This window comes from Streptomyces achromogenes subsp. achromogenes, from assembly GCF_000720835.1.
GTDB lineage: Bacteria > Actinomycetota > Actinomycetes > Streptomycetales > Streptomycetaceae > Streptomyces > Streptomyces achromogenes.
This window is the reverse complement of the sequence record NZ_JODT01000032.1, coordinates 56,033-80,777: the sequence shown is the minus strand read 5'-3', so window position 1 is coordinate 80,777 and position 24,745 is coordinate 56,033. Positions and strand designations below refer to the sequence as shown.

Genomic DNA, 24,745 nt, shown 5'->3' with positions numbered 1-24,745 from the left:
CGAAGACGTAGTCGCGCACGTCGTCATGGAGGGCATCGGCGTCCCAGACAGCCCAGCACAGCAGGTGCGCATTCCCAACTCACGACGATCAACGGTGGCCGCATCCGTTCCCACAGGTTGATCGGGATCTCTCGAAGCACCTGGTCGTCAGTAGGAGGCTACGTTGCCCCGGGGGATCTGATTACCGGTAACGGCATCAATGAACACATCACCGCTCTCGACGCCCATCATCCACACCGGCCGCCACCCATAATCCTTGACCTTCTGAGCAATAAGTACCGCGCCTTGCACGGTGCGACCCGTGTATGCGTGTGCAAGCTTCGAGGCCTCATCCTTTGAAACGGCACACTCGGGTAGTTTGGGGTCCTTTACGGCACGGGCAGTGAAATTGAGGATGCGACCGCCTGAGGTCACCATGACGTTCAGCCGCATGGGCATCATTACGCCCTTGCTGTACCGACGGTATATGAACGCGTAGACCGCGGTGTTGCCAGATCCGCTGACGTGGACGGTTAGCTTGGCTCCACGAACCTCAGCAGGGAACCAACGCTCGACGAAGCGAGTTGAGACCTGTTGGGCCTGATGCTGGTTCAGAGAGCCGGCCTCAGCTTTATTGTCCGTGAATGAGGCTTCTTCCAATTTCTTCGCGGGCCACCATCCGGAGATCTCGCCCCGATTGGTTTTTGCTGACACCAGACCACTGCGCTTTGATACCTCGGTCTGCTCAACCTGAGTGCCCTTACCGAAGACATACGTAGCGGCGTCGGTGATCCAAGTGTCTGCGCCCTCAATGGCTCGCTGGTCGGCTTCGAACCCTGGGCGCTCTGTCAGCGGGATATAAGGAGTGATGGACGAATGGAATACGCCGATCAATGCGGTAGATCCCGTAACGGTGAGAGTTAGTCCCCAGAGCGCATCGCGCTTGCCTCTCCATATGCCTTGCCCGGTACGCCACAACCATACGGTCGCTGCTGCCGCTCCAAATAGAGCCCCGGTGGTGTTGGCTGCGAGATCTGTCGCACTGCACGAGCGCCCCATTGCGCCCTCCGCCTGGATGAGTTCGACAATGCCGCTTCCCACTGCTGCTACGGCGATAACGGTCAGCTGACGACGAAAGATCAGACCGGCGAAGAGGGGGGCCGGGATGAACAGAGCAATGTTCAGCAACGCACTTGACGAGGTGAACATCTGAGGGAACGGCGAACTCAGGTCGCACTCTGCTCCTCCGCCGACGGGTCCTCCGCCAGTGGGTAGCAGTGTCACAGCCAAAATGCCGGCAATGCAGACGGAAAGAAGTACACGCACCGTGACCGGCTTCTCCCGTACGCGTGCGATCAGCCCCGTCGGGATCGCCAGGATCGCAGCGATCACTACGAAGGAGATGAACAGCCCGGGGACGGCCTGTATAGACGCGTCGATCAAGTGAGCAGCGACCCTTTCACGATAAGCAACGGGATGGGATGGTGAAGGAGTCCGTCGCGCTGGACTCCTTACCCAGATGGCCGCCGGTAGGATCAGCAGAAGCTGACGTGTGGCGTGTAGTACTTGCCCGTGCTTGCGTCCATCAGACCCACTGCCCAGCAGTCCGGGGCGTACTTGGCTATGGACTTGGCTCCGAAGGAGTGCGAGATCGACTGTCCCGCAGACACCGCCTTCTGCGCGTCGCTGAATTGAGCGTTGCTCGTTTCCATTTTAAGAGTGGCGTAGACCTTGCTACCGCTGCTCTTGTCGTATTCAGTAGCGCTGTAGAAGACGCTGGAGTTACCGTCGATGACGGAGCCGTTGCGCGCCTCGAACTTCAAGGTGCCGTTGGACAGCTTGGTGCTGGTGGTGCCCCCGGTTCCGGCGAAGGCGGTCGCAGTACCCCCGAAAACCAGCGCCGCGGTTGCGGCGACGATGGTTAACATGCGGCTGGTAGCCATGTTAAAGGTCCTTCCGTCAAAGCCCATTGCTGGGCTAAGAGTGGTCGCCGAGCAGTCTAGCCACGTTCATGATCTACACATGTCATTTTTTGGCCAGGTTGATATCGGCTCTGGCATGTCGCCGTGCCAGGTGGGATGGGCGCCAGTCCAGACCGTGAGGAGTAGCTGCAGTTCGCGGGCGACTTGGTAGGGGTTCAGGCCGGCGCCGCCCCTTTTGCTGACCGGTGATGCGCTGGAAAGTGCAGAAGGAGAGTCAGACTGGACGGGTTCGGGCTGGGTGGCGGGCGGTTTGGCCAGCAGCCAGCGCACCGGCAGGTCGGGGCCGTCGGCTGCTTCGCGGATCCCGCATCCGGCGGGACGAATCCGCAGGGCTACGAACCGCGCGTACATGCGCTTCAGAACACTGCACCGGCCGGGCGGCTTGCTTGCCGACCGCGATGACCAGCTTCTTCGCCGTCTGGGCCGGCCCGGGACAGACCGGCCGGGGCCTCGGGCCGCGACCGCCGTAGGTCGGAGTACGCGGCCGTGGTTTCCGTGTGGGCAGTGGTCGTGATGGAGATGCCGACTACATAGTTCAAGTCGCGTTCTTCCAGACCCAGCCGAAAGGCCGCCGCGTCACCGTAGCCGCGGTCGGCGACGACGAGCGGGACATCGATCCCCCACGACCTGATCTCGTCGATCATGTCCAGGGCCGGCTGCCACTTCTCGACATGGCCGACGTCGGTTGCGATGCCCCACGTGGTGCGGCGGGCCACCTTGACCGTATCCGCCTTCGGCGAGGCGGGATGCCGGCTCTCAGGCAGAGACAACCGCCAGTCGACAGGCGCCGACGCGCTGTCCGAGCCAGGTGCGGGGACACTCTGGCCTGGCAGTTGGTGACCTTGCCGGCGATGCCGGTGTACTGCCGGGCCACGCACGCTGAGGCGTCCCCGTCCCTGAGGAAGCTGGTGTCATCCACAATCAGCGAGATCGGCTTGATCACATGCTGTAGCGGCCAGGCCCGGCGGGCGCGGACACGAACGGGTCGCCCATCTCCGCCGCGAAATCCTCCAGACTACACGGTCAGCAGCCAGCTCGCCACCCATCACATCAGGTCGACGGAACAAACGATCAAGCGGACACACCACCGGCGAGTGAATCTGACCAAGCTCTGAGAGGTGACCGGTTCAGGCCTCCGTATCGACCAGGGCGCGCGCGTAGTTGGCCATCGACCGCTGGTAGCGCGGCAGGTGCGGGGCGAGCGCGCCGAGCACCAGGGCGAGGCCCTCGCGGTCGCGGCCGAGGCTGGACAGGCACAGGGCGAGGGCCGCCCGGACCGCGTCGTCCAACTCGTCCGACGGGCCGTCCAGTTCGGGGGTGAGCAGCTTCACGCCCTCCTCCGGCTGCCCGACGTTCCGCAGGCTGCTGGACAGCTGGATCCTCGCCCGGCGGCCCTTGTAGCCCGTCAGGCCGCGGGCCAGCGCCTCCCGGTACAGCGGTACCGCCTTGTCCGAGTGCCCGGTCGAGTCCCAGGCGCAGGCCCGCTCGAACGGGCCGAGCGGGCTGTCGTCGGGCAGTTCGGCGACAAGGGCGTCGATCAGCGCGCGGAACTCGTGCGCGCGCTCCTGCGGATAGTCGTCGAACGAGGCCCAGGCGGCGGTCACGCGGTCTTCCCAGTCTTGGTTCACCGCGCCACCCTCGCACACGTGTGCGCGCCGGGTCTCCGGATTTGAGCGCCCCGGGCCCGGCAGCCGTATCCGTGGGCGCCGGGGCCTGCCCGGCACACCAGGATCCGGAGGGACAGATGAGGGTGACGCGACTCGTGCCCGTCGGGGCCGTGCTGCTGGCGCTGGCGGGCTGCGGCTCGGGCGGGGACACCGGCCGGGTGCCGCCCACCGCGACCGGCAGCCTGGAGGAACTGGCCGCCGAGGTGAAGTGCGAGCCGGACGTGCAGACCGACGCCGACGAGATCCGCCAGGCCATCTGCCGTACGGAGCAGGGGCGGTTCGTCCTCGCCACCTTCGCCACCGACCGGGGCCGGCGCGAGTGGACCGACGAGGCCAAGGACTACGGCGGCCACTACCTGGTCGGCCGCAAGTGGGTCGCCGTCGGCGACGAAGGAGTGGTCCGGGCGCTGCGCGGCACGCTGGGCGGCGAGCTGGAGGCGGGCGCCGACCACCACGCGCACGGCGGCTGACCCGGTCGCGGGCAGGGGGAAGGCCGGTGACGACGGGGGACGTCACCGGCCTTCGGTCAGCTGCCCGTGGTGGGGGTCACGCGCAGTTCTGACCGCGGTTGAGGCAGTTGGCGATCTGGTTGGCCAGTCCGTTCCTGGTGACGCTGATGAAGTCGTCGTGGTCCGTGGCCGGCTTGTGCAGCTGCTCGGGGAAGCCGTCCACCGCGTAGGCGTTCTTCACCTGGCCGTTCCGGATCACCGGCGGGGGGACGGCGTAGACGAGCCGCATGGTCAGCTGCGGGATCGCCTTGAACCCGTTCGGGCAGGCCCCGCTGGCCGGGTCGGCGAAGGCCACGTGCGTGCGGTGGTTGGCGCTGTCGGCGTTCCGCCCGTCCCAGCAGCTCTGGAAGGCGAACGAGCGCACCACCTTGCTGCCCTGCGGACAGATCGGGTACCGCTCGGTGAGCTGCACCTTGTTCTCGAAGCCGGTGCAGCTCCAGTGCGCGTTGGCGTTGGCCAGGCCGTTGGTGGTGGTCTTGGCGTCACCGGTGATGATGCGCAGGAACCGCGGCATCGCGACGACCTTGGCGGCCGGACTGCCGACGTACTTGATCTCGGCCTGGACCGGGGTCAGGATCCGGCCGACGTTGCCCTCCTTGCCGCCGCCGTCGGCGTTCTGGTCGAAGTCCCGGGTGCCGTCCTGGACGCGGACCACCGGCCAGTAGTACGACGACAGGTCGCCGGGGTTCCGGCAGCTGGTGCCGCCCTGGAGGAGCGTCTGGTTGTTGGCGAAGGCGTCGACCTTCTGGTTGCCGACGTAGTCGTGCAGATGGTGCGCGCCGTTGCTGACACCGGGCGCCACGATCACGTTGTCGGTGTTGTGGTTCTTGTTGGCGTTCACCCCGCAGCGGGTGGTGAACGTGCCGGTCGAGGCGTTGGCCGTCCGGCGGGGCTTGCCCTGGACGTTCGGCGCGACCTTGGTGATGTCCACGAAGTCCGCCGCGACGGGGCCGTTGCCGGCCTGCCCGCCGGTCCCGCCGCCCTGCCGGCCGCCGTTGTCCTGCTGCTGCCCGCCGTTCTGCTGTCCGTCCCCGTTCTGCTGTCCGCCGCCCGCGTTCGTCTGGTTCGCGGCCCGCGTCGTGCAGGGGGCGAGCTGGGCCAGCGTGTTGTCGAAGGACCCGCCGGCCCGCTGGATGCCGATCCGGATCCGGTCGATCGTCGCCGCCCGCTTCTCGCCCAGCGGGCCGACGATCGCGTTCCGCACGAAGCCGGGGTCCTTCGCCTGCGCGTCGCGGGTGGCGGCGAGCCGGGCGTACGCCTCGGCGATCTGCCGGTCCAGAGCGGCCAGTTCCCGTGCCACGCCCTGCCGTGCCGCGTCCGGCACGTTCGTCAGCCGCTGGCCGACGTCCGGGCAGGAGACGGTGGCGACCTGGGCCGTCGCGGCCTTGGTCTGGTTGCCTCCCCAGGCCCGCTGGTCCGGCTCGTGCGCCGAGGCGTGGAAGTTCGCCCAGAGCAGCCCGCCCCCGCCGAGCGCTAGGGCCGCCGCTGCGGCGATGGCCTTGGCGGCCGGCGGCGTACGGCGTTTTCGTGTGTTGCGTCCCATGGAACTCCTCTGACGTCCTTGTGGGGCGGCACCGAGGCGCCCGACAGGAGTGAAGCGGCGCCCTTCCATACGGACGCCGCCCCAGAGGTGTTCACCGGTCCCGCGAATTCCCCGGAGAATCAGCGGAGTTGATGTCTCACCGGTCCTGGTCCAGATAGGCGAGCACCGCAAGGACGCGCCGGTTGTCGTCGTCCGAGACCTCCAGGCCCAGCTTGGCGAAGATGTTGGAGGTGTGCTTGGCGACCGCCCGTTCCGTCACCACGAGCTGGGCCGCGATGCCCGCGTTGGACCGGCCCTGGGCCATCAGCTCCAGCACCTCCCGCTCCCGCGGGGTCAGCCGGGCGAGCGGCCGGTCCTCGGCCGACCGCCGGGACAGCAACTGCTGGATCACCTGCGGGTCCATGGCCGTACCGCCCGCCGCCACCCGCCGTACGGCGTCCACGAACTGCTCCGCGTCGAACACCCGGTCCTTGAGCAGATAGCCGATCGCGCCGTTGCCGTCGGCGAGCAGCTCGCGCGCGTACAGCTGCTCCACGTGCTGGGAGAGCACCAGCACCGGCAGCCCGGGCCGCGTCCGGCGGGCGGCGAGCGCGCACTGCAGGCCCTCGTCGGTGTGCGTGGGCGGCAGCCGTACGTCCACCACGGCCACGTCCGGCGTCAATTCCTCCAGCGCCTTGGCGAGTTCCGGGCCGGACTCGACGGCCGCCGCGATCTCGAAGCCGTAGGCCGTCAGCATCCGCACCAGCCCGTCGCGCAGCAGGAAGAGGTCTTCGGCCAGGACAACACGCACGGGATCTCCATGGTCACCATGGTGGGACCGCCGGCGGGGCTGCTGACGGCCAGGACGCCGTCGAATGTACCCAGCCGGCGCTCCACCCCCGCGAGCCCCGACCCGGCCCGCGCCGCCGCGCCGCCCCGGCCGTTGTCGGTGACGGTGAGCCGCAGTCGGCCGTCGGTGTGGTGCACGTCGATCCAGACCCGGTCGGCACCGGAGTGCTTGACGGCGTTGGTCAGCACCTCGTTCACCGCGAAGTAGGCGGCCGACTCCACCGGCGCCTCCGCCCGGCCGGACAGCTCCACGCTCACCTCGGCCGGCAGCGGCAGCCGCAGCGCCAACGCCCGTACCGCGTCACCGAGTCCGCGCTCGGCGAGGACCGGCGGATGGATGCCGCGCACCAGGTCGCGCAGCTCCTCCAGGGCCTCGGCGGAGTTCCGGCGGGCCCGCGCGATCAGTTCCTTCGCCGCGGCCGGATCCCGTTCGACCAGCATCTCGATGGTGCCGAGGTCCATGCCCATGGCGACCAGCCGGGCCTGCGCGCCGTCGTGCAGGTCCCGTTCGATGCGGCGCAGTTCGGCGGCCGAGGTGTCCACCGCGTCCCGCCGGGTCTCGGTCAGCACCCGCACCCGTTCGGTGAGGTCGCCCCGGCCGCCGCCGAGGACGGCCCGGGTGAGCCGGAAGTGCGCCGTGAGCAGCGACGGGGTGAAGCGGTGGGCGACCACCAGCAGCACGGCGGCGAGGACGGCGGCGAGCAGCGCGGTCGCCTGCCCGGTGACCGGCACGAAGGCGTACCAGTAGGTGTCGCCCGGCCCGTGGACGTACGCCCGCCACAGCCCGGCCGCCACCAGGAACCCCTGGACGGGGAAGAACAGCAGCACGGCCGGGAGCAGCGCGGTGACCGTGCCCGCGGTCATGTCGGTCAGCAGCCACAGCAGGTCCCGCCAGGTCTGCGGGTCACGGAGCAGGGTGACCGTGTGCGTCCACGGGCCCGCCCCCGGCGGCACCGGCCGGTACACCACCGGGATCACCACCCCGCCCCACTCCGCGGCCAGCTCCCGCCGGGCCCGCGCGTACCTGCGCACCGCGCCGAGCACCGGGGGCACCAGGAACAGACCGAGGCCGAGCGGGAGGAGTTCGAGGGACATGACGGTGAAGGCGAGGCACAGCACCGTCACCGGCGGCATCACCAGGGCCAGGACCAGGCCCTGTACGGCGGCCAGCACCGCCTGCCGGGTGCGGGCGCGGAAGTCGTCCCGCTGGACGTCGGTGTTCATGCCGCCAGTCTGGCCGGTCCGCCGGGCCCGGTCACGGGGCGGAGCCCCACGTCAGGGGGTGGTGCCAGGTACACCCCGGGCCGGGCCCCGGCGTCACACCAGCCCCAGCACCTTCGCCTCCACCTCGGGGTCCAGCCCCGGACGGGTGCGGTCCGGCCGCAGTGGTCCGGTGCCGCCGAGCCCGCTCAGCCAGTGCCAGGTGTCCGCGACCGTCTCCGCCACCGGGCGGCACACCAGCCCGGTCGCCACCGCCCGTGACACGTCCGCGCCGTGCACCGCGCCGTGCGTCTCGCCGCCCGGCGGCACCCACACCGGCAGCTCGGTCCACGGCTCGATCCCGGCGGCCAGGACCGTCTCCGGGTCGGTCCAGCGCAGCTCCGCGTCCGCGCCGGTCGCCCGCACACAGGCGTCGAGCAGCTCGCCCATGGTGGTGTGGCCGGGCGGGCTCACCACGTTGTACGGCCCGGACAGGCCGCCTTCCAGGGCGCCGAGCAGCCAGTCGGCGAGGTCGCGGGCGTCGATGTACTGGAGGGGCAGCTCGCGCGGGCCGGGTGCCAGGACCGGGCCGCCGCGCGCGATCCGGGTCAGCCACCAGGGCAGCCGGCCCACGTTCTCGTACGGGCCGAGGATCAGCCCGGCCCGTACCAGCAGCGAGTCCGCCGCGCCGAAGGCGCCGACGGCGGCCAGTTCCCCGCCGCGCTTGTCGGCCGCGTAGTCCGTGGCGTCGGCGTCGGCGGCGCCCTCGACCAGCGGGGCGTCCTCGGCGGCGCCGGGCGGCCAGGGCCAGACGTACACCGACCGGCTGGAGACGTACGCGTACCGCCCGGCCCGGCCGCGCAGCAGCCGGGCCGCCTCGCGCACGGCGCGCGGGGCGCCCGACCAGGTGTCCACCACGGCGTCCCAGCCGGCCCGCTCGGCGGTGAGCGCGGCGAGGCCGTCGGACGCGGCGCGGTCGCCGTGCAGCGACCGCACCCCGGGCGGGGGCCGGTGCCGTCCCCGGTGGAAGACGGTCACCTCCCAGCCCCGCCCGAGCGCGGCCTCGACGACGGCGCGCCCCACGAACTCCGTACCGCCCAGCACGAGAAGTCTCATGCCGGTGATCCTGCCCGGTGCGGGGCGGTGTGCGCGCGGGGCTCTGCCGAGGGCAGAACGGTCAGCGGGCGGCCGGCGGGGTGTACTTGTAGCCGACCCGGCGCACGGTCTGGATCGACTTGCGGTGCCGGTCGCCCAGCTTGCGGCGCAGCCGGGCGATGTGCACGTCCACGGTGCGGCCGTCGCCGACGTGGCCGTAGCCCCATACCGTGGTGACCAGCTGGTCGCGGGTGTGCACCCGGTGCGGGTGCGCCACCAGGTGGGCCAGCAGCTCGAACTCCAGGTAGGTCAGGTCGAGTTCGCGGCCCTCGACGCTGGCGGTGCGGCGCACGGCGTCGATCCGCACCAGCGGCTCGGTGCCGGCGTCCGGCGCCGCCGTCTCGTCCCCGGGCTGCGGCTGGTCGGGGACGGCGACCGGCAGGAACGGGGGCCGCTGGTCGGCGGGGACCAGCACCAGGTAGCCGACCATCGGCGGCTGGCCCGGCAGGGTGGGCAGGGCGTGCTGCGGGGCGGGCAGCCAGGTGGCGCCCGGCGGCAGGAAGTCCGCCACGTGGACCGCCTCGTCCCGGTCCACGGCACGCAGTCGGTGCCGGGCGGGGGTGGGCAGGGTGGCGGTGGAGAGGGATCGGGTGGTCGCCATGGGAGGTCAGCTCTTTCGCGCGAGGAGGTCGTCGGGAGGTGCGGCGGCCCCGATTCGTGGTCGGGCGTCGCCGGAGGACGTACGTCGTTTCGCGCTGGCCGAAGGCCGGGGGTACGGCTTTAGAGGGCCCGCGCGTTCCTCGCGGGGCGACACACACGGTCGAAGTCGTGGTGCTGACGGGAAGGCCAGAACGGCTGGAGGTCGTAGCGACCCGTCGCGGTGATCTGCTGGATGCTGGCCATGGTCCCATTGAAGCAGAGCCGCGCGGCGCGCAGGAGCCTCCTCTCACTGCTTGGACGCTTCCTTGGTGTGACATTGACGTGACAACCCCTCGGAGCACCGGCTTTCTGCCCTGTTCAGCGGCCTGGAGCGGGCCGGGGGAGTCCGGAACGCCGTCTCACATTCCGGACGGCGCCTACTGGCCCGGCCATCACGGCGGGGGCTCAACGGCCCCTCTCCGAGGCCGGATACGCGACGAGGGCGCCCGCCGTCACGGCGGGCGCCCTCGAAGGTGCGGGACGGATCAGACCTGGCCGGCCTTCTCCAGCGCGGAGCAGCAGGTGTCCACCAGCAGGCGGGTCACCACGTACGGGTCGACGTTCGCGTTCGGGCGGCGGTCCTCGATGTAGCCCTTGCCGTCCTTCTCGACCTGCCACGGGATGCGCACCGAGGCACCCCGGTCGGAGACGCCGTAGGAGAACTTGTCCCACGGGGCCGTCTCGTGCAGACCGGTCAGGCGCTCGTCGATGCCGGCGCCGTAGTTCTTCACGTGGTCCAGCGGCTTCGAGCCCTCGCCGAGCGACTCGCAGGCGGTGATGATGGCGTCGTAGCCCTCGCGCATGGCCTTGGTGGAGAAGTTGGTGTGCGCGCCCGCGCCGTTCCAGTCGCCCTTGACCGGCTTGGGGTCCAGGGTCGCGGAGACACCGAAGTCCTCGGCGGTGCGGTACAGCAGCCAGCGGGCCACCCACAGCTGGTCGGATACCTCCAGCGGGGCCAGCGGGCCGACCTGGAACTCCCACTGGCCGGGCATGACCTCGGCGTTGATGCCGGAGATGCCGAGGCCCGCCTTCAGGCAGTTGTCGAGGTGGGCCTCGACGACGTCCCGGCCGAAGATCTCGTCGGCGCCGACACCGCAGTAGTAGCCGCCCTGCGGGGCCGGGAAGCCGTTCTCGGGGAAACCGAGCGGACGGGAGCCCGCGAAGAAGGTGTACTCCTGCTCGATGCCGAAGATGGGCTCCTGCGCGGCGAACCGCTCGGCCACCTCGGCCAGCGCGGCGCGGGTGTTGGTCGGGTGCGGAGTCAGGTCGGTGTCCAGCACCTCGCACAGCACCAGGATGTCGTCGCCGCCGCGGATCGGGTCCGGGCAGGTGAAGACCGGCTTGAGCACGCAGTCCGAGGAGTGGCCCGCGGCCTGGTTGGTGGAGGAGCCGTCGAAGCCCCACAGCGGCAGCGCGTCGAGACCGGCCGGGGCACCCGTGATGACCTTCGTCTTGGAACGGAGCTTGGCCGTCGGCGAGGTGCCGTCGATCCAGATGTACTCGGCCTTGAAGGTCACGGGGGCCACATCCTTCGGGGGTGGGTCGGGTGCGTCCGCCTGGGCGGATGCCGCGGCGCTGCGGCACTGGGGCGCCGCTCGAACTGCGGGCAGCCTGTCAACAGGCGGTTTCCCGGCCATTGCCCGAATGTGAACCCCGTGTTACCTGGTGTCTGTGTGCCGAGGTTCACGTGGTGAGAGGGGGCGGTTTCCGGCCGTGCGGATTGCGTACGACCGGGTCTCCCGCACCGGACCCCCTGGTACGACGGGAGGCTCAGCGCTTGCTGTGGGAGAGGGCCTCCCGTACGGCCTCCTCACTGCGGGCCACCAGTGCCGTCCCGTCGTCCGCGGTGATGATCGGCCGCTGGATCAGCTTGGGATGCCCGGCGAGCGCGGCGATCCAGCGGTCCCGGGTCTCCGCGTCGCGCGGCCAGTCCTTGAGCCCCAGCTCCTTGGCCGCCGCCTCCTGGGTACGGGTGATGTCCCACGGTTCCAGGCCCAGCCGGTCCAGTACGGCCCTGATCTCGTCCTCGCCCGGCACGTCCTCCAGGTACCGCCGCACGGTGTACTCGGCCCCCTCGGCGTCGAGCAGGGTGAGCGCGCTACGGCACTTCGAGCAGGCGGGATTGATCCAGATCTCCATGGGCGACACGGTACGCGGTATCGGCTCTGTTCGAATTCATGGCACCTCGGCAGCCTCATCCCCACCACCGGTGACGGAACGCCAATTTCCCGCGTGAGCTGCGGATTCACTCGCTTCCGCAGCCGACCGATTGTCAGTGGCCGCCGGTAGACTGGAAGCAGTGTTCGAGACCGGGCGCCGGGCCGCCGGCGACCGGTCTGACCGCGACAGGAGGATGCCTGTGCCCGCTGCCGCCCTCAAGCCGAAGCCGTTGCCGACCCAGTCCACCGCCAAGCACCCCGTGCTGTTCGACTCGCCCTACGAGCCCGAGGCGAAGCGACCGCTGCCCGCCGGACGGCCGCGCCAGTGGTACGTCACGCACAACCGGCGTCTGAAGGCCATGCGCCTCGCCATAGCCCTGCTCGACTCCGGGGTCTATCTGCCGGACCAGGCGCACGACGAGACGATCCGCGGGACGGCGGAGCGGATCGGCATGCGGCCGCCCTCCGACACGACCTGCCACATGGTGCGGGCGCTGATGCGTTACTCGCGCTGAGCCGGGTGCCGGGTGCCCTCGCGTCGCCGCGGGGCACCCGGCGCCGTCAGCGAGGGGGCGCCTCCGTGTGCCCGTCCAGGCCCGCCAGCAGCCGCGTCACGAATGCCCGCCGGTCCCCGTCGTGGTCGCGGAACCACAGACCCAGGATGTGTTCGGCGTCCGGGAGGTCGAGGCGGGAGAACCGGGAGCGCTCCGACAGCGCCTCCTGTATGGCCTCGGTGACCGCCGCCGGGATGACCGTGTCGTGGCCCGGCACCGCCAGCACCGTCCGGCCCTCGTACGCGCGGAACACCTCAAGGGCGGGGGAGTCCCGCCAGCTGTCCGGCGTGCGGATCAGCTCCGAGAAGCGGCTGTCGCCGGTGCCGAACGGCACGTCCCAGGCGTCCGGTCCGTAGACGGCGGGCGCGCACAGCCCCACGGCCGCGACCCGGCGCCCGTAGTGCCGCATGAGATCCGCGACCGTCTGCCCGCTCATACTGAACCCGATCAGAATCAGCGGATCGTCCCCCGGGGCGTGCGCGTCGAGCACCGCCACCGCCTGCTCGTACCGGCGGCGCAGGCTCAAGTCCGCGAGTTCGCCCGTGCTTTCACCGTGCCCGGAGAAGTCGAAGGCGAGGGCGCGGCAGCCCTGGCCGGCGAAGTCGGCGAGAAACGGCAGCGACCGCTCCTTGCTGCCGTTGCCCGCGCCGTGCAGCAGCAGCGCGGTGGCCCGGCCGGCCGGCCCGGCGACCGCCCCGCTGAGCCGCTCACCGTCGTACGCGTGGGTGAAGGTGGAGATCTGGTCCATGCGGGCCATTCACTCACGGCGCCCTCACCCGCCCCGCGGAAACCCCCCAAAACCCCTCAGGGGCGCGCGGAAAACGGGATGCGCCGGTGATCGCGCCCTCCCTACGCTGTACGTACGGAGACGCAACAGACACGCTCCGCTTCCACCCCCTCCTCACCCCACGGAGGTCCGTCATGCGTGGCATTCTCGCGACCGGGACCGTGGTCCTGGTGATCCTCGGAATCGGAAACCACCTCTGGTGGCCGGCCGCGGTGGCGCTGCTGTATCTGTACGCGACGCACGGCCGCGGCTCCCCCGGCACGACCCCGCCCGGCACCGCCGCGGGCACCCTCCCCGACGACTACCGGGCGTACCGGGAGCGCCGGGACCGCCAGGCCCGCTGGGAGCGCCGCTACCGCCGTGAGCGTCCCTTCGAGGCCCGCCGGCAGGAACGCGAGAAGACGAGGTGAACGCGGGGGCGCCCCCGGCCGTCACAGGCCGGGGGCGCCCCACACCGGGAACCAGCGCCCCAGCTCCGGCTCGACGGGCAGATCACCGTCGAGGACGGACCTCAGCTGGAGCTCCAGCGCGGTGTCCCGCCGTTCGGCGGCACCGGGCAGCGGGGCGAACGGATAGAAGGTGCCGCGCTTGTAGAGGTACACGAGTGCCACCCGCCGTTCGGCGCCGTTCGTGAAGGACACGAGCGAGCACAGCAGCTGCGGGCCGAAGCCGGCCGACTCCAGCGAGCTGTTCACCGCGTGCAGATCGGCCACGAGCTGCGGCAGCTGTCCGGGGGAGCGGCGGGAGACCAGCCAGGAGTAGCCGTAGGCGTCCCGGTACGGCTGCACCGGCGGGCCGGTACGGTCGCGGTCGGCGTCCAGCAGCGCCCGCGCCTCCTGGCGGATCCGCTCGAAGGCCGCCCCCTCCACCGTGGCGAAGCACACCGCCCCGCTCCCGGCCGGTGCGAGACCGGTCGCCGCCTCCAGCGTCACCGCCGCCGACGGCAGCGCGAACAGCCGGTCGAGATCGGGCGCGACCGGCCGGGTACGCCCCAGGAGTACGTCCAGCAGCCGCACGATCAGCCCTCCTCCGCAGGCGGCCTCGGCCGGACCGGCCTTCCAGGTCAGCCCGCCTTCCCCGGGGCGGCGGCCTCCCCCAGCTCCGTCGAGATCCGGCCCAGCTGCTCCAGCCGCTGTGCCAGGGGCGGGTGGGTGGAGAAGAAACGCTCGATGCCGGGCTCCCGGCCGGCCGCCGGGGTGAAGTAGAACGCGTTGAACGCCTGGGCCGTCCGCAGGTCCTTCGTCGGGATGCGCGCGATCTCCCCGGAGACCTTGGTGAGCGCCGCCGCCAGCGCCGACGGCCGCCCCGTCAGCAGCGCCGCCGCGCGGTCGGCCGCCAGCTCCCGGTACCGGGACAGCGCCCGGATCAGCAGGAAGCTGAGCGCGTACACGGCCGCCGAGACACCCAGGACGGCGGCGAAGACGATGGCCGTGTTCTGGTCCCGGCGGCCCCCGCCGAAGATCTGCGAGTAGAAGGCGAACCGTACGACCAGGCCCGCGACCACCCCGAGGAAGGACGCCACCGTGATCACGGCGACGTCCTTGTGCGCGACGTGCGACAGCTCGTGCGCGAGCACGCCCTCCAGCTCGGCGGGCTCCAGCCGGCGGAGCAGCCCGGTGGTCACACACACCACGGCGTGGTCGGGACCGCGCCCGGTCGCGAACGCGTTCGGCATGTCCATCGCGGACACGGCGACCACGGGCCTCGGCAGGTCCGCGATCGCGCACAGCCGGTCGACCACGGCGTGCAGCTCGGGATACTCCTCCCGCGCCACGGGCCGGCCGCGCATCGCGAACAGGGCGATCCGGTCGGAGAACCAGAACTGGGCCACGAACAGCGCCCCGATCAGGACGGCGACCAGCACCCAGGACCTCAGCAGCACGATCAGCGCCGCGACGGAGCCGACGTACAGCAGCCCGAGCAGGAACAGCGTCAGACCCATCCGCACGGTCAGCCGCCGATCACTGTGGAAGCGGTTTGGCATCTCGCATCACCCCGCAGCCGGGCACTCGCCCCGCTGTCCAGTGTGCACCCGCCGGTGCCCGCCGGCCCGGGGGAGATCAGTAGGGGGACCGCAGCTGCGCGTACCCCAGCAGCACGATCACCGCGGCCACGCAGCCGAGTACCACGGCCGTCGACACCCAGGAGGACCGGCGCGGGCCCACCGGGTCCGGATCGGCACGGAACGGCGCCGGCTCGGGCGGGTTCTCCTTCCACCGCGCGGCGAGCATCCGGGCCCGCGCGGAGGGCTCCTTGTGCTCGGCCGAGTTCACCCACGCGTGATCGAACTCGCGCTCCCACTCGTCCTGTTCCGCCATACCCCGTACAACCTCTCTCGTCCGGCACCGCGGAGGCATGATCCTCCGACAATAGGAAGTCTGAGAGCCGGGAAAGGTTGCACAGCCACCACCGGAAAGACCGAGGCCCCGCCGCTCACGGGGAGCGGCGGGGCCTCGGGTGTGGTGCGGGGACCGTCACACGTCGAAGTACAGCTCGAACTCGTGCGGGTGCGGACGCAGCTGGAGCGGCGCGATCTCGTTGGTGCGCTTGAAGTCGATCCACGTCTCGATCAGGTCGGACGTGAACACGTCGCCCTGGAGGAGGAACTCGTGGTCGGCCTCCAGCGCGTCGAGGACGGCGTTCAGCGAGGTCGGGACCTGGGCGACGTTCGCGTGCTCCTCGGGAGCCAGCTCGTACAGGTCCTTGTCGATCGGCTCGGCCGGCTCAATCTTGTTCTTGATGCCGTCCAGGCCCGCGAGCAGCAGCGCCGAGAAGGCCAGGTACGGGTTGCCGGAGGAGTCGGGCGCGCGGAACTCGACGCGCTTGGCCTTCGGGTTGGAGCCCGTGATCGGGATGCGCATCGCGGCCGAGCGGTTGCGCTGCGAGTACACCAGGTTGATCGGCGCCTCGAAGCCCGGCACCAGACGGTGGTACGAGTTCACCGTCGGGTTGGTGAAGGCCAGCAGCGACGGGGCGTGCTTGAGGATGCCGCCGATGTAGTAGCGGGCCATGTCCGACAGGCCCGCGTACCCGGCCTCGTCGTAGAACAGCGGGTCGCCGTTGCTCCACAGCGACTGGTGCACGTGCATGCCCGAGCCGTTGTCACCGAAGATCGGCTTCGGCATGAAGGTCGCGGTCTTGCCGTTGCGCCAGGCCACGTTCTTCACGATGTACTTGAAGAGCTGGAGGTCGTCGGCGGCGGCCAGCAGCGTGTTGAACTTGTAGTTGATCTCCGCCTGTCCGGCGGTGCCCACCTCGTGGTGCTGGCGCTCGACCTTCAGGCCCTGCTTCTCCAGCTCCAGGGAGATCTCGGCGCGCAGGTCGGCGAAGTGGTCGACCGGCGGGACCGGGAAGTAGCCGCCCTTGTAGCGGACCTTGTAACCGCGGTTGTTCTCCAGGGCGCCGGTGTTCCAGGCACCCGCCTCGGAGTCGATGTGGTAGAAGGACTCGTTCGCCGAGGTGGCGAAGCGCACGCTGTCGAAGACGTAGAACTCGGCCTCGGGACCGAAGTACGCGGTGTCGGCGATGCCCGTCGACGCCAGGTACGCCTCCGCCTTCTTCGCCACGTTGCGCGGGTCACGGGAGTACTGCTCGCCCGTGATCGGGTCGTGGATGAAGAAGTTGATGTTGAGGGTCTTGTCCCGGCGGAACGGGTCGACACGGGCCGTGGACAGGTCGGCACGCAGAGCCATGTCGGACTCGTGGATGGCCTGGAAACCGCGGATCGACGATCCGTCGAAGGCCAGCTCCTCGTCCGGGTCGAACGCCTCAACGGGCACCGTGAAGTGCTGCATGACGCCCGGCAGGTCGCAGAATCGGACGTCGACGAACTTGACGTCCTCGTCCGCGATGAACTTCTTGGCCTCGTCGGCGTTCTGGAACATCCAGCTCCTCCTACTCCCGACCGTCCTCGCCGGGGTGGTAGATCGTTCGTGCGGCCAGTGCGGTGGCACACGCTGGTCTCGACCCTAGGGACGGGTGATTTCTCGGGCGTGACCCGTTTGTTTCGCAGACGTTAACCGGCCACGTGTCCACCGTAGCCCCCGCACACCCCTGCGCGTAGTGCCCGAAACCGGGCGCAGTACCGTGGACGGGTGGACAACAGGCAGGCAATCGGATCGTGGCTCTCCGGCCCGCGCGCGGCCATGGAGGAGGCGGGTGCCGACTTCGGCTACCGGGGCGAGCAGCTCGGGCTCCCGGAGCACGGGCCGAACTCGATCGCACGGCCCGGACGGCGGCTCGGCGCGCTCGCCGTGGACTGGGCGCTGTGCGTCCTGATCGCATACGGCCTGATCACGCACGGCAACGGGGCGCTCACGAGCAACTGGGCGCTGGGCGTGTTCTTCGTGCTGAGCGCCCTCACCGTCGGCACCGTCGGCTGCACCCCCGGCAAGCGGCTCTTCGGCATCCGGGTGGTCGCCCTGAGCACCGGCACGGTCAGCCCGGGCCGCGCCCTGCTGCGCACGGTCCTGCTGTGCCTGGCGGTCCCCGCGCTGATCTGGGACCGCGACGGCCGCGGCCTGCACGACCGCCTCGCCAAGACCGTCGAGGTCCGCATCTGACGGCACCCGCCTCGCCGGGACCGTCGGGGTCCGCACCTGACAGCATCCCCCCGGATGCGCCGGAGGTCACCCGCCCCACCGTTACGGGTGACCTCCGGCGCGCCGTCTCCGCCGGCTCACCCCCTGCGCAGCACCGCCCCCACCACCCGCCGCAGCTCGGCCTCCGGGTCCGCCACCGCGCCGGGGGCGCGCCAGGCCACGAAGCCGTCGGGGCGGACCAGCACCGCGCCGTCGGCCGTCGTGCCGTGCAGCGCCGCCCAGTCGGTGCCGCCGCCGGGGCCCTCGCCGTCGTAGGTGAGGTCGGCGTCCGGGCCGCTGCCGACGCGGTACGTCTCCAGCCGTACCCCCTCGGTGCCCGCGACGCGCCGCGCGGCGGACTGCCAGGCCGCGCCCGCCGCCGAGCCGGCGTCGCTGAGGAGGACCAGCGAGCGCTCGTAGAGGTCGATCGTGGAGAGCCGTTCACCCGCCCGGCGCAGCCACAGGTGCGGGGCCCGGCTGCCGGGGTCCGCGGTCAGCCGCACCCCGTCGGGTACGACCGGCTGGGCCGGGTCGGCGTCCAGGACGGCGCCCTCCAGATAGCGGTAGGCGAGGACCACCGGGAGGATGCCGCTGCGCGGGCCGCCGCCGACGCCCGGGGTCGGGGCGAAGCCGGGGTGGCTGTGCTCCACGGAGCGCGCCGAGGCACGGGCGCTGGTGGCCAGGGCGACCGGCCGGCGCTCGGTGTCGTAGGTCTCCAGCAGCTCGGGCCCGGCCCAGCCGTCCAGCACGGCGGCCAGTTTCCAGGCCAGGTTGTGCGCGTCCTGGATGCCGGTGTTGGAGCCGAACGCGCCGGTCGGTGACATCTCGTGGGCCGAGTCCCCGGCGAGCAGCACCCGGCCGGCCGTGTACCGCTCGGCGACCCGTTCGGCCGCGCGCCAGGACGCCTTCCCGGTGATCTCGATGTCGAGGTCCGGCACGCCGACGGCCAGCCGGATGTGCCGCTGCAGCCGCTCCTCGGTGAACTCCTCCAGCCGCTCGCCGTGCTCCGGGTGCCAGGGCGCGTGGAAGACCCAGTGCTCCTTGTTGTCGACCGGCAGCAGCGCGCCGTCGGCCTCCGGGTTCGTGAGGTAGCAGCAGATGAAGTGCCGGTCGCCGACGGTCTCGGCGAGCAGCTTGGACCGGAAGGTGACGCTGACGTTGGCGAACAGGTCGCCGGGGCCGCTCTGCCCGATGCCGAGCCGGCGCCGCACGGGGCTGCGCGGGCCGTCGCAGGCCGCCAGGTAGTCGGCGCGGACGGTGTACAGCTCGTCGCTGTCGCGGTCGCGGACGTACGCCGTCACTCCTTCGGGGTCCTGGGAGAAGGACTCCAGCTCGTGGTAGTAGCGCAGGTCGCCGCCGAGCGCCCGGGCCCCCTTCAGCAGCACCGGCTCCAGATCGTTCTGGCTGCACAGGCACCACGTGGTGGGGCTGAACTTGGCGAGCCCGCCGCCCGGGTCGATGTGCCGGAACAGCCACTCCCCGGCGTCACCCGCCAGGGTGGGCGTCTGGAGGATGCCGTGGTTGTCCGCGAGCAGCGAGGCCGCCGCCTTGATGTCCGGCTCGATGCCGGCCACCCGGAACAGCTCCATCGTGCGCAGGTTGTTGCCGCGGCCACGCGGGTGGATCGAGGTCCCGGAGTGCCGCTCGACGAGCATGTGCGGTACGCCGAGACGGCCCAGGAACAGGGAGAGGGACAGGCCCACCAGGGACCCGCCCACGACGAGGACGGGCACCCGGTGATCGGCTTTCTGCTGCATCAGGGCTCCAGAGGCGAAGGTTCGGGATACGGGGCGCATCGGTGTTTGTGTGCCCTCTGGGACGGCTTTCGCGTGCTCAATCACCCGCGTGGTTCACGCGAGTCGCGCGACCCGGCACAAGCGGCACAGGATCAAGAAGCGCTGACGTCGCGTCATTCGGCGGCCGGCGTTGCCTCTGCCCCCGTGAAGGAGATGTGCGCAGCATGACCACCTTGTCGGAAAAGCCCTCGGCCCCCTCGACGCGCCAGGTGTCGAAGCGGGTCTCCCAGTCGGTGTTCGACGGCTCCCGCCTGCGGGTCGTCCTCCTCGTGGACGTCCACGACGGCGCCCAGCAGCAGTTCCTGGAGGCCTACGAACAGCTGTGCAACCAGGTGGCGCAGGTTCCCGGTCACGTCAGCGACCAGCTGTGCCAGTCCATCGAGAACCCCTCCCAATGGCTCATCACCAGCGAGTGGGAGAGCGCCCCGCCGTTCCTCACCTGGGTGAACAGCGAGGAGCACGTGCGGATGGTGGAGCCGCTGCACAGCTGCGTGCGGGACACCCGGTCGCTGCGCTTCCACGTCGTCCGCGAGACCGGGGGAGCGGCCGCCCGCTCCGCCGGGCGGCGCAGGCTCCAGGCGTCCCCCCGGATCGGCGACGGGGTGATCCGGCACGCGCTCACCTTCACGGTGCGGCCCGGCAGCGAGGCGGAGGTGAAGCGGATCCTGGCGGACTACGCCTCGCCCCGGGCCCGGGTCGACGAGACCACCCGGCTGTGCCGGACCTCCCTGTTCATGCACGGCAACCGGGTGGTGCGGGCCATCGAGGTGCGCGGCGACCTGCTCGCGGCGCTGCGACACGTCGCCCGGCAGCCCGAGGTGCGGGCCGTGGAGGAGGCCATCAACCCCTATCTGGAGCAGGAGCGGGACCTGAACGACCAGGAGTCCGCGCGGGTGTTCTTCACCCGGGCGGCGCTGCCCGCCGTGCACCACGTCACCGCGGACGAGCTGACCGAGGGCGAGCGGCTGGCCCGGTACTACCCGGCCCGGCCGGGCAGCGGGATGCGGCTGGCGGAGCTGCTCGCCCAGCGGGACGAGGCGGCGGCGGACGACCCGGACAGCCCCGTGCTGCGCAGCACGATCTTCCAGCGCGACGACGTCGTCGTCCGGCTGCTCGACGTACGCCCCGGCCTCGGCGCCCCGCCGGAGCCCGGGCACCCGGCCGGGCTGGAGGCACTGCTGGACGGCGAGCCCGTCGGCATGGACCTCGTCACCGACCGCCGTTCGCCCGACGCCTGACCCCCCGGGGCCGGCCCAACCAACGGAGGATCACCGTGATCAAACCCCTTCCGAAGATCATCGACCTGAGCGAGATCGAGCCCAACACCCGGCGCGGCGGTGATCTGCGCGCCATGCTCACCCCCACGACGGTGGGTGCCACCAGCGGTTTCATGGGCGTGGCCCTCATCCGGCCCGGCGACCGCATCGGTGAGCACTACCACCCCTACTCCGAGGAGTTCGTCTACGTCCTGTGCGGGCAGCTGGAGGTGGACCTGGACGGCGAGCCGCACCCGCTGCGGCCCGAGCAGGGGCTGATGATCCCCATCAACATGCGCCACCGGTTCCGCAATGTCGGCAACGTGGAGGCGCGGCTGGTCTTCCACCTGGGCCCGCTCGCCCCGAAGCCGGCCCTCGGCCACGTCGACACCGAGGAGACGGCGCAGCCCCTGGCCGCCGTCGCCGAGCCCGCCGGCCGGGAACAGGTCCGCTCATGACCCGGCGCGTGGCGGTCACCGGCATAGGCGTCGTCGCTCCGGGCGGGATCGGCGTACCGGCGTTCTGGGACCTGCTGGCCGAAGGCCGTACCGCGACGCGGGGCATCACGTTCTTCGACCCGGCCGGGCTCAGGTCCCGGATCGCCGCCGAGTGCGACTTCGACCCCGCCGCGCACGGCCTGGACGCGGAACAGATCCAGCGGGCGGACCGGTACATCCAGTTCGCCTTGGTCGCCGGGGAGGAGGCGGTCCGGGACTCCGGACTGGACCTGGCCCGGGAGGATCCCTGGCGGGTCGGTGTCTCCCTGGGCACCGCCGTCGGCGGCACCACTCGCCTGGAGCACGACTACGTCCTGGTCAGCCACCGCGGGCAGCGCTGGGACGTCGATCCCACCGAGGCGGAGCCGCAGCTGCACCGGGCGTTCTCGCCGAGCACCGTGGCCTCCGCGGTGGCGGAACGTTTCGGCGCCCAGGGTCCGGTGCAGACCGTCTCCACCGGCTGCACCTCCGGCCTGGACGCCGTCGGCTACGCCTTCCACACCGTCCAGGAGGGGCGGGCCGACATATGCGTGGCCGGGGCCTCGGACTCCCCGATATCCCCGATCACCATGGCCTGCTTCGACGCGATCAAGGCCACGTCCCCGAACAACGACGACCCGGCGCACGCCTCCCGGCCCTTCGACAACAACCGTGACGGCTTCGTCATGGGCGAGGGCGGCGCGGTGCTCGTCCTGGAGGAGCTGGAGCACGCCCGGGCCCGCGGTGCCCATGTGTACTGCGAGTTCGGCGGCTACGCCACCTTCGGCAACGCCTACCACATGACCGGCCTGACCAAGGAGGGCCTGGAGATGGCGCGGGCCATCGAGACCGCTCTCGGCCAGGCCCGGCTCGACCCCACGGCGATCGACTACGTCAACGCGCACGGCTCCGGCACCCGGCAGAACGACCGCCACGAGACGGCGGCCGTGAAGCGGGCGCTCGGCCACCACGCCTACGACACCCCGATGAGCTCCATCAAGTCCATGGTGGGGCACTCCCTCGGGGCGATCGGCGCCATCGAACTGGTCGCCTGTGTGCTGGCCCTCGCCAAGCAGGTCGTACCGCCGACCGCGAACTACGAGATCCCCGACCCGGAGTGCGACCTGGACTACGTCCCGCGCGTCGCCCGCGAACGCAAGCTGACCAGCGTGCTGTCCGTGGGCAGCGGGTTCGGGGGCTTCCAGTCCGCGGTGATCCTGACCCGGCCGAGGGAGTGAGGACACACGATGAGCGAACCGAAGGACCGGCAGGCGGCCATCACCGGCATCGGGGTGGTCGCACCCAACGGCACCAGCACCGACACCTTCTGGAAGGCGACCCAGGAGGGCCACAGCGTCCTCGACCGGGTCACCCGCGAGGGCTGCGAGCACCTTCCCCTGAAGGTGGCCGGTGAGGTCCGCGCCTTCGACCCGGCGGCCACCATCGAGGAGCGCTTCCTCGTCCAGACCGACCGGTTCACGCACTACGCCATGGCCGCCGCCGACTTCGCGCTGGACGACGCCCGGCTCGGGCCGTCCGGCATCCCGGACGCGCCGTACTCCATCGGCGTGGTCACCGCCGCCGGCTCCGGCGGCGGCGAGTTCGGCCAGCGCGAACTGCAGCGACTGTGGGGCAAGGGCAGCCGGTTCGTCGGGCCGTACCAGTCCATCGCCTGGTTCTACGCCGCCAGCACCGGCCAGGTCTCCATCCGCCGCGGCTTCAAGGGGCCCTGCTCGGTCGTCGCCTCCGACGAGGCCGGCGGACTGGACGCCCTCGCCCACGCGGCCCGGGCGGTGCGCCGCGGCACCGATGTGATCGTGGCCGGCTCCACCGAGGCGCCGCTCGCGCCGTACTCGATGGTCTGCCAGCTCGGTTACGCGGAACTGAGCCGGGAGACCGACCCCACCCGGGCCTACCGCCCCTTCACCGAGGGGGCGTGCGGGTTCGTGCCGGCCGAGGGCGGCGCCATGCTCGTCATCGAGGCGGCGGGCACCGCCGAGGACCGCGGCGCCGCCATCCGGGCCGTCGTCGCGGGCCACGGGGCCACCTTCACCGGCGCCTCCCGCTGGACGGAGTCCCGCCACGGCCTCGCGCACGCCATCCGGCAGGCCCTGGCGGAGGCCGGGTGCGCCCCCGAGGAGATCGACGTCGTCTTCGCCGACGCCCTCGGGGTGCCGGAGGCCGACCGGGCCGAGGTACTCGCGCTCGCCGACGCCCTCGGCCCGCACGCCGCCCGGGTCCCGGTCACCGCACCGAAGACCGGGACCGGCCGCGGTTACTGCGCGGCCCCGGTCCTGGACACCGCCGCGGCCGTGCTGGCGATGGAGCACGGCCTGATCCCGCCGACGCCGAACGTCTTCGACGTCTGCCACGACCTCGACCTCGTGACGGGCCACGCCCGCGTCGCCGCACCGCGCACGGCCCTGGTGCTCAGCCGCGGACTCATGGGGTCGAACTCGGCGCTGGTGCTGCGAGCCGGCACCAGGCAGTGAGCACAGCAAAGGAGGAAAGCACATGCCGCAGATCACCGTGGAAGAACTCGCCGCGCTGATGAAGAAGGCCGCCGGGGTCACCGTCAGCCCGGAACAGCTGGTGGAGAGGCCGGACACCGGTTTCGACGTCCTCGGCGTCGACTCGCTCGGCCTGCTCGGCATCGTCGGCGAGCTGGAGAACACCCACGGCACCCCGATGCCGGTCGACGCCGAACGCTGCAAGACGCCGCAGCAGTTCCTCAACCTCGTCAACACCACCCTGATGGCAGGAGCCTGACATGGCAGGACACACCCAGAACGAGATCACCATCGCCGCCCCGCTGGATCTGGTCTGGGACATGACCAACGACCTGGAGCGCTGGCCGCAGCTGTTCAGCGAGTACGCGTCGGTGGAGGTCCTCAAGCGGGAGGGCGCCAAGACCACGTTCCGGCTGACCATGCACCCGGACGAGAACGGCACCGTCTGGAGCTGGGTCTCCGAGCGCGAGCCGGACCGCGACGCGCGCACCGTCACGGCCCGCCGGGTGGAGACCGGCCCCTTCGCCCACATGAACATCCACTGGAGCTACGAGGAGGTCCCGGCCGGCACCCGGATGGTGTGGACCCAGGACTTCGAGATGAAGCCGGACGCGCCGGTCGACGACGACTGGATGACCGACAACATCAACAAGAACTCCAAGGTCCAGCTCGCCCTGATCCGGGACAAGATCGAGCAGGCGGCGGCCGGCCGGCGGCCCGCCCCGGCCCTGGCCGACTGAGCCGGAGAGCAGGAGACGACGTGCACCAGGCCCTGATCGTCGCCCGCATGGCGCCGGGCTCCGCACCGGACATCGCCAAGGTGTTCGCGGAGTCCGACCGCGGAGAGCTGCCGCACCTCGTCGGGGTGGTCCGGCGCAGCCTCTTCCAGTTCGGCGATGTGTACATGCACCTCATCGAGTCCGAACGCGAGCCCGGACCGGCCATCGCCAAGGTCACCTCCCACCCCGAGTTCAAGGAGGTCAGCGAGCGGCTGTCGGCGTACGTCAGCGCGTACGACCCCGAGACCTGGCGGTCCCCGAAGGACGCCATGGCCCAGCGCTTCTACGTCTGGGAGCGCGACACCGGAATCTGAGGTCCCCGTCCGGAGCACCGGTGCCGGGCCCG

At 71.1% G+C, this 24,745-nt stretch carries 29 protein-coding genes and 1 pseudogene; 11 read left to right on the top strand and 19 right to left on the bottom strand.

The genetic code is table 11. The annotated features are described in order from the left end of the window. Positions 1-147: 147 nt before the first annotated feature. The 5 genes and pseudogenes from IH25_RS40000 to IH25_RS0128685 all read right to left on the bottom strand — a co-directional run bounded on the left by IH25_RS40000 (position 148) and on the right by IH25_RS0128685 (position 3,589). On the bottom strand, positions 148-1,422 hold the full coding sequence (locus tag IH25_RS40000; RefSeq protein ID WP_157847030.1) for a VanZ family protein: 1,275 nt from the start codon (positions 1,420-1,422) through the stop codon (positions 148-150). 92 nt (positions 1,423-1,514) lie between these two features. Continuing rightward, positions 1,515-1,922: a hypothetical protein gene (locus IH25_RS0128695; RefSeq protein ID WP_030616847.1), complete on the bottom strand. Its 408-nt coding sequence runs from the start codon at positions 1,920-1,922 to the stop codon at positions 1,515-1,517. A gap of 66 nt (positions 1,923-1,988) precedes the next feature. Further along, entirely contained in the window at positions 1,989-2,312 is a 324-nt protein-coding gene (locus IH25_RS42550; RefSeq protein WP_245172905.1) for a hypothetical protein, read from the bottom strand. A 5-nt stretch (positions 2,313-2,317) separates the two neighbouring features. Next, a pseudogene (locus tag IH25_RS37875) lies at positions 2,318-2,880 on the bottom strand (transposase). A gap of 208 nt (positions 2,881-3,088) precedes the next feature. Beyond that, positions 3,089-3,589, bottom strand: a complete 501-nt coding sequence (locus tag IH25_RS0128685; protein ID WP_209445388.1) for a tetratricopeptide repeat protein — start codon at positions 3,587-3,589, stop codon at positions 3,089-3,091. Positions 3,590-3,705: 116 nt separating this feature from the next. Between IH25_RS0128685 and IH25_RS0128680 the strand changes: the two genes are divergently transcribed. Next, positions 3,706-4,098: a hypothetical protein gene (locus IH25_RS0128680; protein WP_030616843.1), complete on the top strand. Its 393-nt coding sequence runs from the start codon at positions 3,706-3,708 to the stop codon at positions 4,096-4,098. A gap of 76 nt (positions 4,099-4,174) precedes the next feature. Here the strand turns inward: IH25_RS0128680 and IH25_RS0128675 are convergent, their stop codons facing one another. From IH25_RS0128675 to IH25_RS0128645, 8 genes are all read right to left on the bottom strand, one after another. Further along, positions 4,175-5,680: a DUF1996 domain-containing protein gene (locus tag IH25_RS0128675; RefSeq protein ID WP_030616840.1), complete on the bottom strand. Its 1,506-nt coding sequence runs from the start codon at positions 5,678-5,680 to the stop codon at positions 4,175-4,177. A gap of 136 nt (positions 5,681-5,816) precedes the next feature. After that, a complete protein-coding gene (locus IH25_RS0128670; RefSeq protein ID WP_030616837.1) occupies positions 5,817-6,470 on the bottom strand; it encodes a LuxR C-terminal-related transcriptional regulator in 654 nt (217 codons plus the stop codon). Continuing rightward, positions 6,410-7,732, bottom strand: coding sequence for a sensor histidine kinase (locus tag IH25_RS0128665; RefSeq protein ID WP_051754168.1), 1,323 nt, complete (start codon positions 7,730-7,732; stop codon positions 6,410-6,412). The genes IH25_RS0128670 and IH25_RS0128665 overlap by 61 nt, the downstream gene beginning before the upstream one ends. A 93-nt stretch (positions 7,733-7,825) precedes the next feature. Beyond that, positions 7,826-8,824: an NAD-dependent epimerase/dehydratase family protein gene (locus IH25_RS0128660; RefSeq protein WP_030616831.1), complete on the bottom strand. Its 999-nt coding sequence runs from the start codon at positions 8,822-8,824 to the stop codon at positions 7,826-7,828. A 61-nt stretch (positions 8,825-8,885) separates the two neighbouring features. Beyond that, entirely contained in the window at positions 8,886-9,464 is a 579-nt protein-coding gene (locus IH25_RS0128655) for a winged helix-turn-helix domain-containing protein (RefSeq protein ID WP_030616828.1), read from the bottom strand. A 119-nt stretch (positions 9,465-9,583) separates the two neighbouring features. Next, entirely contained in the window at positions 9,584-9,706 is a 123-nt protein-coding gene (locus IH25_RS42880) for a hypothetical protein (RefSeq protein ID WP_258564973.1), read from the bottom strand. Positions 9,707-9,987: 281 nt separating this feature from the next. Then, positions 9,988-11,019, bottom strand: coding sequence for a glutamine synthetase (gene glnII / locus IH25_RS0128650; RefSeq protein WP_030616824.1), 1,032 nt, complete (start codon positions 11,017-11,019; stop codon positions 9,988-9,990). 253 nt (positions 11,020-11,272) lie between these two features. Further along, positions 11,273-11,641, bottom strand: coding sequence for an arsenate reductase family protein (locus tag IH25_RS0128645; RefSeq protein WP_030616822.1), 369 nt, complete (start codon positions 11,639-11,641; stop codon positions 11,273-11,275). A gap of 220 nt (positions 11,642-11,861) precedes the next feature. Between IH25_RS0128645 and IH25_RS0128640 the strand changes: the two genes are divergently transcribed. Then, on the top strand, positions 11,862-12,176 hold the full coding sequence (locus IH25_RS0128640) for a hypothetical protein (protein WP_030616819.1): 315 nt from the start codon (positions 11,862-11,864) through the stop codon (positions 12,174-12,176). 46 nt (positions 12,177-12,222) lie between these two features. On the opposite strand, the gene IH25_RS0128635 is transcribed toward IH25_RS0128640, so the two are convergent. Beyond that, complete coding sequence (locus tag IH25_RS0128635) at positions 12,223-12,963, bottom strand: alpha/beta hydrolase (protein ID WP_245172904.1); 741 nt, start codon at positions 12,961-12,963, stop codon at positions 12,223-12,225. Between the two features lie 173 nt (positions 12,964-13,136). On the opposite strand from IH25_RS0128635, the gene IH25_RS0128630 reads away from it, so the two are divergent. After that, positions 13,137-13,412 carry a hypothetical protein gene (locus IH25_RS0128630; RefSeq protein ID WP_030616813.1) on the top strand — a complete coding sequence of 92 codons (276 nt, stop codon included), beginning with the start codon at positions 13,137-13,139 and terminating at the stop codon, positions 13,410-13,412. Between the two features lie 21 nt (positions 13,413-13,433). On the opposite strand, the gene pspAB is transcribed toward IH25_RS0128630, so the two are convergent. From pspAB to glnA, 4 genes are all read right to left on the bottom strand, one after another. Next, entirely contained in the window at positions 13,434-14,018 is a 585-nt protein-coding gene (gene pspAB, locus IH25_RS0128625; RefSeq protein ID WP_030616811.1) for a PspA-associated protein PspAB, read from the bottom strand. Between the two features lie 47 nt (positions 14,019-14,065). After that, complete coding sequence (gene htpX, locus IH25_RS0128620; protein WP_030616808.1) at positions 14,066-14,986, bottom strand: zinc metalloprotease HtpX; 921 nt, start codon at positions 14,984-14,986, stop codon at positions 14,066-14,068. A gap of 76 nt (positions 14,987-15,062) precedes the next feature. After that, positions 15,063-15,320, bottom strand: coding sequence for an SCO2583/SCO2584 N-terminal domain-containing protein (locus IH25_RS0128615; RefSeq protein ID WP_030616805.1), 258 nt, complete (start codon positions 15,318-15,320; stop codon positions 15,063-15,065). Positions 15,321-15,476: 156 nt separating this feature from the next. After that, positions 15,477-16,886, bottom strand: a complete 1,410-nt coding sequence (gene glnA, locus IH25_RS0128610; RefSeq protein WP_030616802.1) for a type I glutamate--ammonia ligase — start codon at positions 16,884-16,886, stop codon at positions 15,477-15,479. Positions 16,887-17,096: 210 nt separating this feature from the next. Between glnA and IH25_RS0128605 the strand changes: the two genes are divergently transcribed. Next, the gene (locus IH25_RS0128605) at positions 17,097-17,564 is read left to right on the top strand and encodes an RDD family protein (protein ID WP_030616799.1); all 468 of its coding nucleotides are present in this window, start codon (positions 17,097-17,099) and stop codon (positions 17,562-17,564) included. A gap of 116 nt (positions 17,565-17,680) precedes the next feature. Here IH25_RS0128605 and IH25_RS0128600 read toward each other — a convergent pair whose 3' ends face one another. Then, positions 17,681-19,339 (bottom strand): FAD-dependent oxidoreductase, encoded by a 1,659-nt coding sequence (locus tag IH25_RS0128600; RefSeq protein ID WP_030616796.1) that lies wholly within the window; start codon positions 19,337-19,339, stop codon positions 17,681-17,683. Positions 19,340-19,542: 203 nt separating this feature from the next. Here IH25_RS0128600 and IH25_RS0128595 point away from each other — a divergent pair, with 203 nt between their 5' ends. From IH25_RS0128595 to IH25_RS0128565, 7 genes are read left to right on the top strand one after another with little or no spacing between them, the layout of a single operon-like run. Then, positions 19,543-20,616, top strand: coding sequence for a SchA/CurD-like domain-containing protein (locus IH25_RS0128595; RefSeq protein WP_030616793.1), 1,074 nt, complete (start codon positions 19,543-19,545; stop codon positions 20,614-20,616). A 35-nt stretch (positions 20,617-20,651) separates the two neighbouring features. Then, positions 20,652-21,092 (top strand): cupin domain-containing protein, encoded by a 441-nt coding sequence (locus IH25_RS0128590; RefSeq protein ID WP_030616790.1) that lies wholly within the window; start codon positions 20,652-20,654, stop codon positions 21,090-21,092. Then, positions 21,089-22,348, top strand: coding sequence for a beta-ketoacyl-[acyl-carrier-protein] synthase family protein (locus tag IH25_RS0128585; RefSeq protein WP_030616787.1), 1,260 nt, complete (start codon positions 21,089-21,091; stop codon positions 22,346-22,348). Before IH25_RS0128590 ends, IH25_RS0128585 begins: the two co-directional genes overlap by 4 nt. A gap of 9 nt (positions 22,349-22,357) precedes the next feature. Beyond that, complete coding sequence (locus tag IH25_RS0128580; RefSeq protein WP_030616784.1) at positions 22,358-23,602, top strand: ketosynthase chain-length factor; 1,245 nt, start codon at positions 22,358-22,360, stop codon at positions 23,600-23,602. Between the two features lie 22 nt (positions 23,603-23,624). Further along, positions 23,625-23,879: an acyl carrier protein gene (locus IH25_RS0128575; protein WP_030616781.1), complete on the top strand. Its 255-nt coding sequence runs from the start codon at positions 23,625-23,627 to the stop codon at positions 23,877-23,879. Between the two features lies 1 nt (position 23,880). Further along, a complete protein-coding gene (locus IH25_RS0128570; protein WP_030616778.1) occupies positions 23,881-24,360 on the top strand; it encodes an SRPBCC family protein in 480 nt (159 codons plus the stop codon). A 20-nt stretch (positions 24,361-24,380) separates the two neighbouring features. Continuing rightward, complete coding sequence (locus IH25_RS0128565; RefSeq protein ID WP_030616775.1) at positions 24,381-24,713, top strand: TcmI family type II polyketide cyclase; 333 nt, start codon at positions 24,381-24,383, stop codon at positions 24,711-24,713. The last annotated feature ends 32 nt before the right edge of the window (positions 24,714-24,745 follow it).

Bases quoted from the DNA above. Each gene is read 5' to 3' on its own strand.
- IH25_RS0128695 (WP_030616847.1), bottom strand. From the start codon at position 1,922: ATGGCTACCAGCCGCATGTTAACCATCGTCGCCGCAACCGCGGCGCTG.
- IH25_RS42550 (WP_245172905.1), bottom strand. From the start codon at position 2,312: ATGTACGCGCGGTTCGTAGCCCTGCGGATTCGTCCCGCCGGATGCGGG.
- IH25_RS0128680 (WP_030616843.1), top strand. From the start codon at position 3,706: ATGAGGGTGACGCGACTCGTGCCCGTCGGGGCCGTGCTGCTGGCGCTG.
- IH25_RS0128675 (WP_030616840.1), bottom strand. From the start codon at position 5,680: ATGGGACGCAACACACGAAAACGCCGTACGCCGCCGGCCGCCAAGGCC.
- IH25_RS0128665 (WP_051754168.1), bottom strand. From the start codon at position 7,732: ATGAACACCGACGTCCAGCGGGACGACTTCCGCGCCCGCACCCGGCAG.
- IH25_RS0128660 (WP_030616831.1), bottom strand. From the start codon at position 8,824: ATGAGACTTCTCGTGCTGGGCGGTACGGAGTTCGTGGGGCGCGCCGTC.
- IH25_RS0128655 (WP_030616828.1), bottom strand. From the start codon at position 9,464: ATGGCGACCACCCGATCCCTCTCCACCGCCACCCTGCCCACCCCCGCC.
- IH25_RS42880 (WP_258564973.1), bottom strand. From the start codon at position 9,706: ATGGCCAGCATCCAGCAGATCACCGCGACGGGTCGCTACGACCTCCAG.
- IH25_RS0128645 (WP_030616822.1), bottom strand. From the start codon at position 11,641: ATGGAGATCTGGATCAATCCCGCCTGCTCGAAGTGCCGTAGCGCGCTC.
- IH25_RS0128635 (WP_245172904.1), bottom strand. From the start codon at position 12,963: ATGGACCAGATCTCCACCTTCACCCACGCGTACGACGGTGAGCGGCTC.
- IH25_RS0128630 (WP_030616813.1), top strand. From the start codon at position 13,137: ATGCGTGGCATTCTCGCGACCGGGACCGTGGTCCTGGTGATCCTCGGA.
- htpX (WP_030616808.1), bottom strand. From the start codon at position 14,986: ATGCCAAACCGCTTCCACAGTGATCGGCGGCTGACCGTGCGGATGGGT.
- IH25_RS0128615 (WP_030616805.1), bottom strand. From the start codon at position 15,320: ATGGCGGAACAGGACGAGTGGGAGCGCGAGTTCGATCACGCGTGGGTG.
- glnA (WP_030616802.1), bottom strand. From the start codon at position 16,886: ATGTTCCAGAACGCCGACGAGGCCAAGAAGTTCATCGCGGACGAGGAC.
- IH25_RS0128600 (WP_030616796.1), bottom strand. From the start codon at position 19,339: ATGCAGCAGAAAGCCGATCACCGGGTGCCCGTCCTCGTCGTGGGCGGG.
- IH25_RS0128595 (WP_030616793.1), top strand. From the start codon at position 19,543: ATGACCACCTTGTCGGAAAAGCCCTCGGCCCCCTCGACGCGCCAGGTG.
- IH25_RS0128585 (WP_030616787.1), top strand. From the start codon at position 21,089: ATGACCCGGCGCGTGGCGGTCACCGGCATAGGCGTCGTCGCTCCGGGC.
- IH25_RS0128580 (WP_030616784.1), top strand. From the start codon at position 22,358: ATGAGCGAACCGAAGGACCGGCAGGCGGCCATCACCGGCATCGGGGTG.
- IH25_RS0128575 (WP_030616781.1), top strand. From the start codon at position 23,625: ATGCCGCAGATCACCGTGGAAGAACTCGCCGCGCTGATGAAGAAGGCC.
- IH25_RS0128570 (WP_030616778.1), top strand. From the start codon at position 23,881: ATGGCAGGACACACCCAGAACGAGATCACCATCGCCGCCCCGCTGGAT.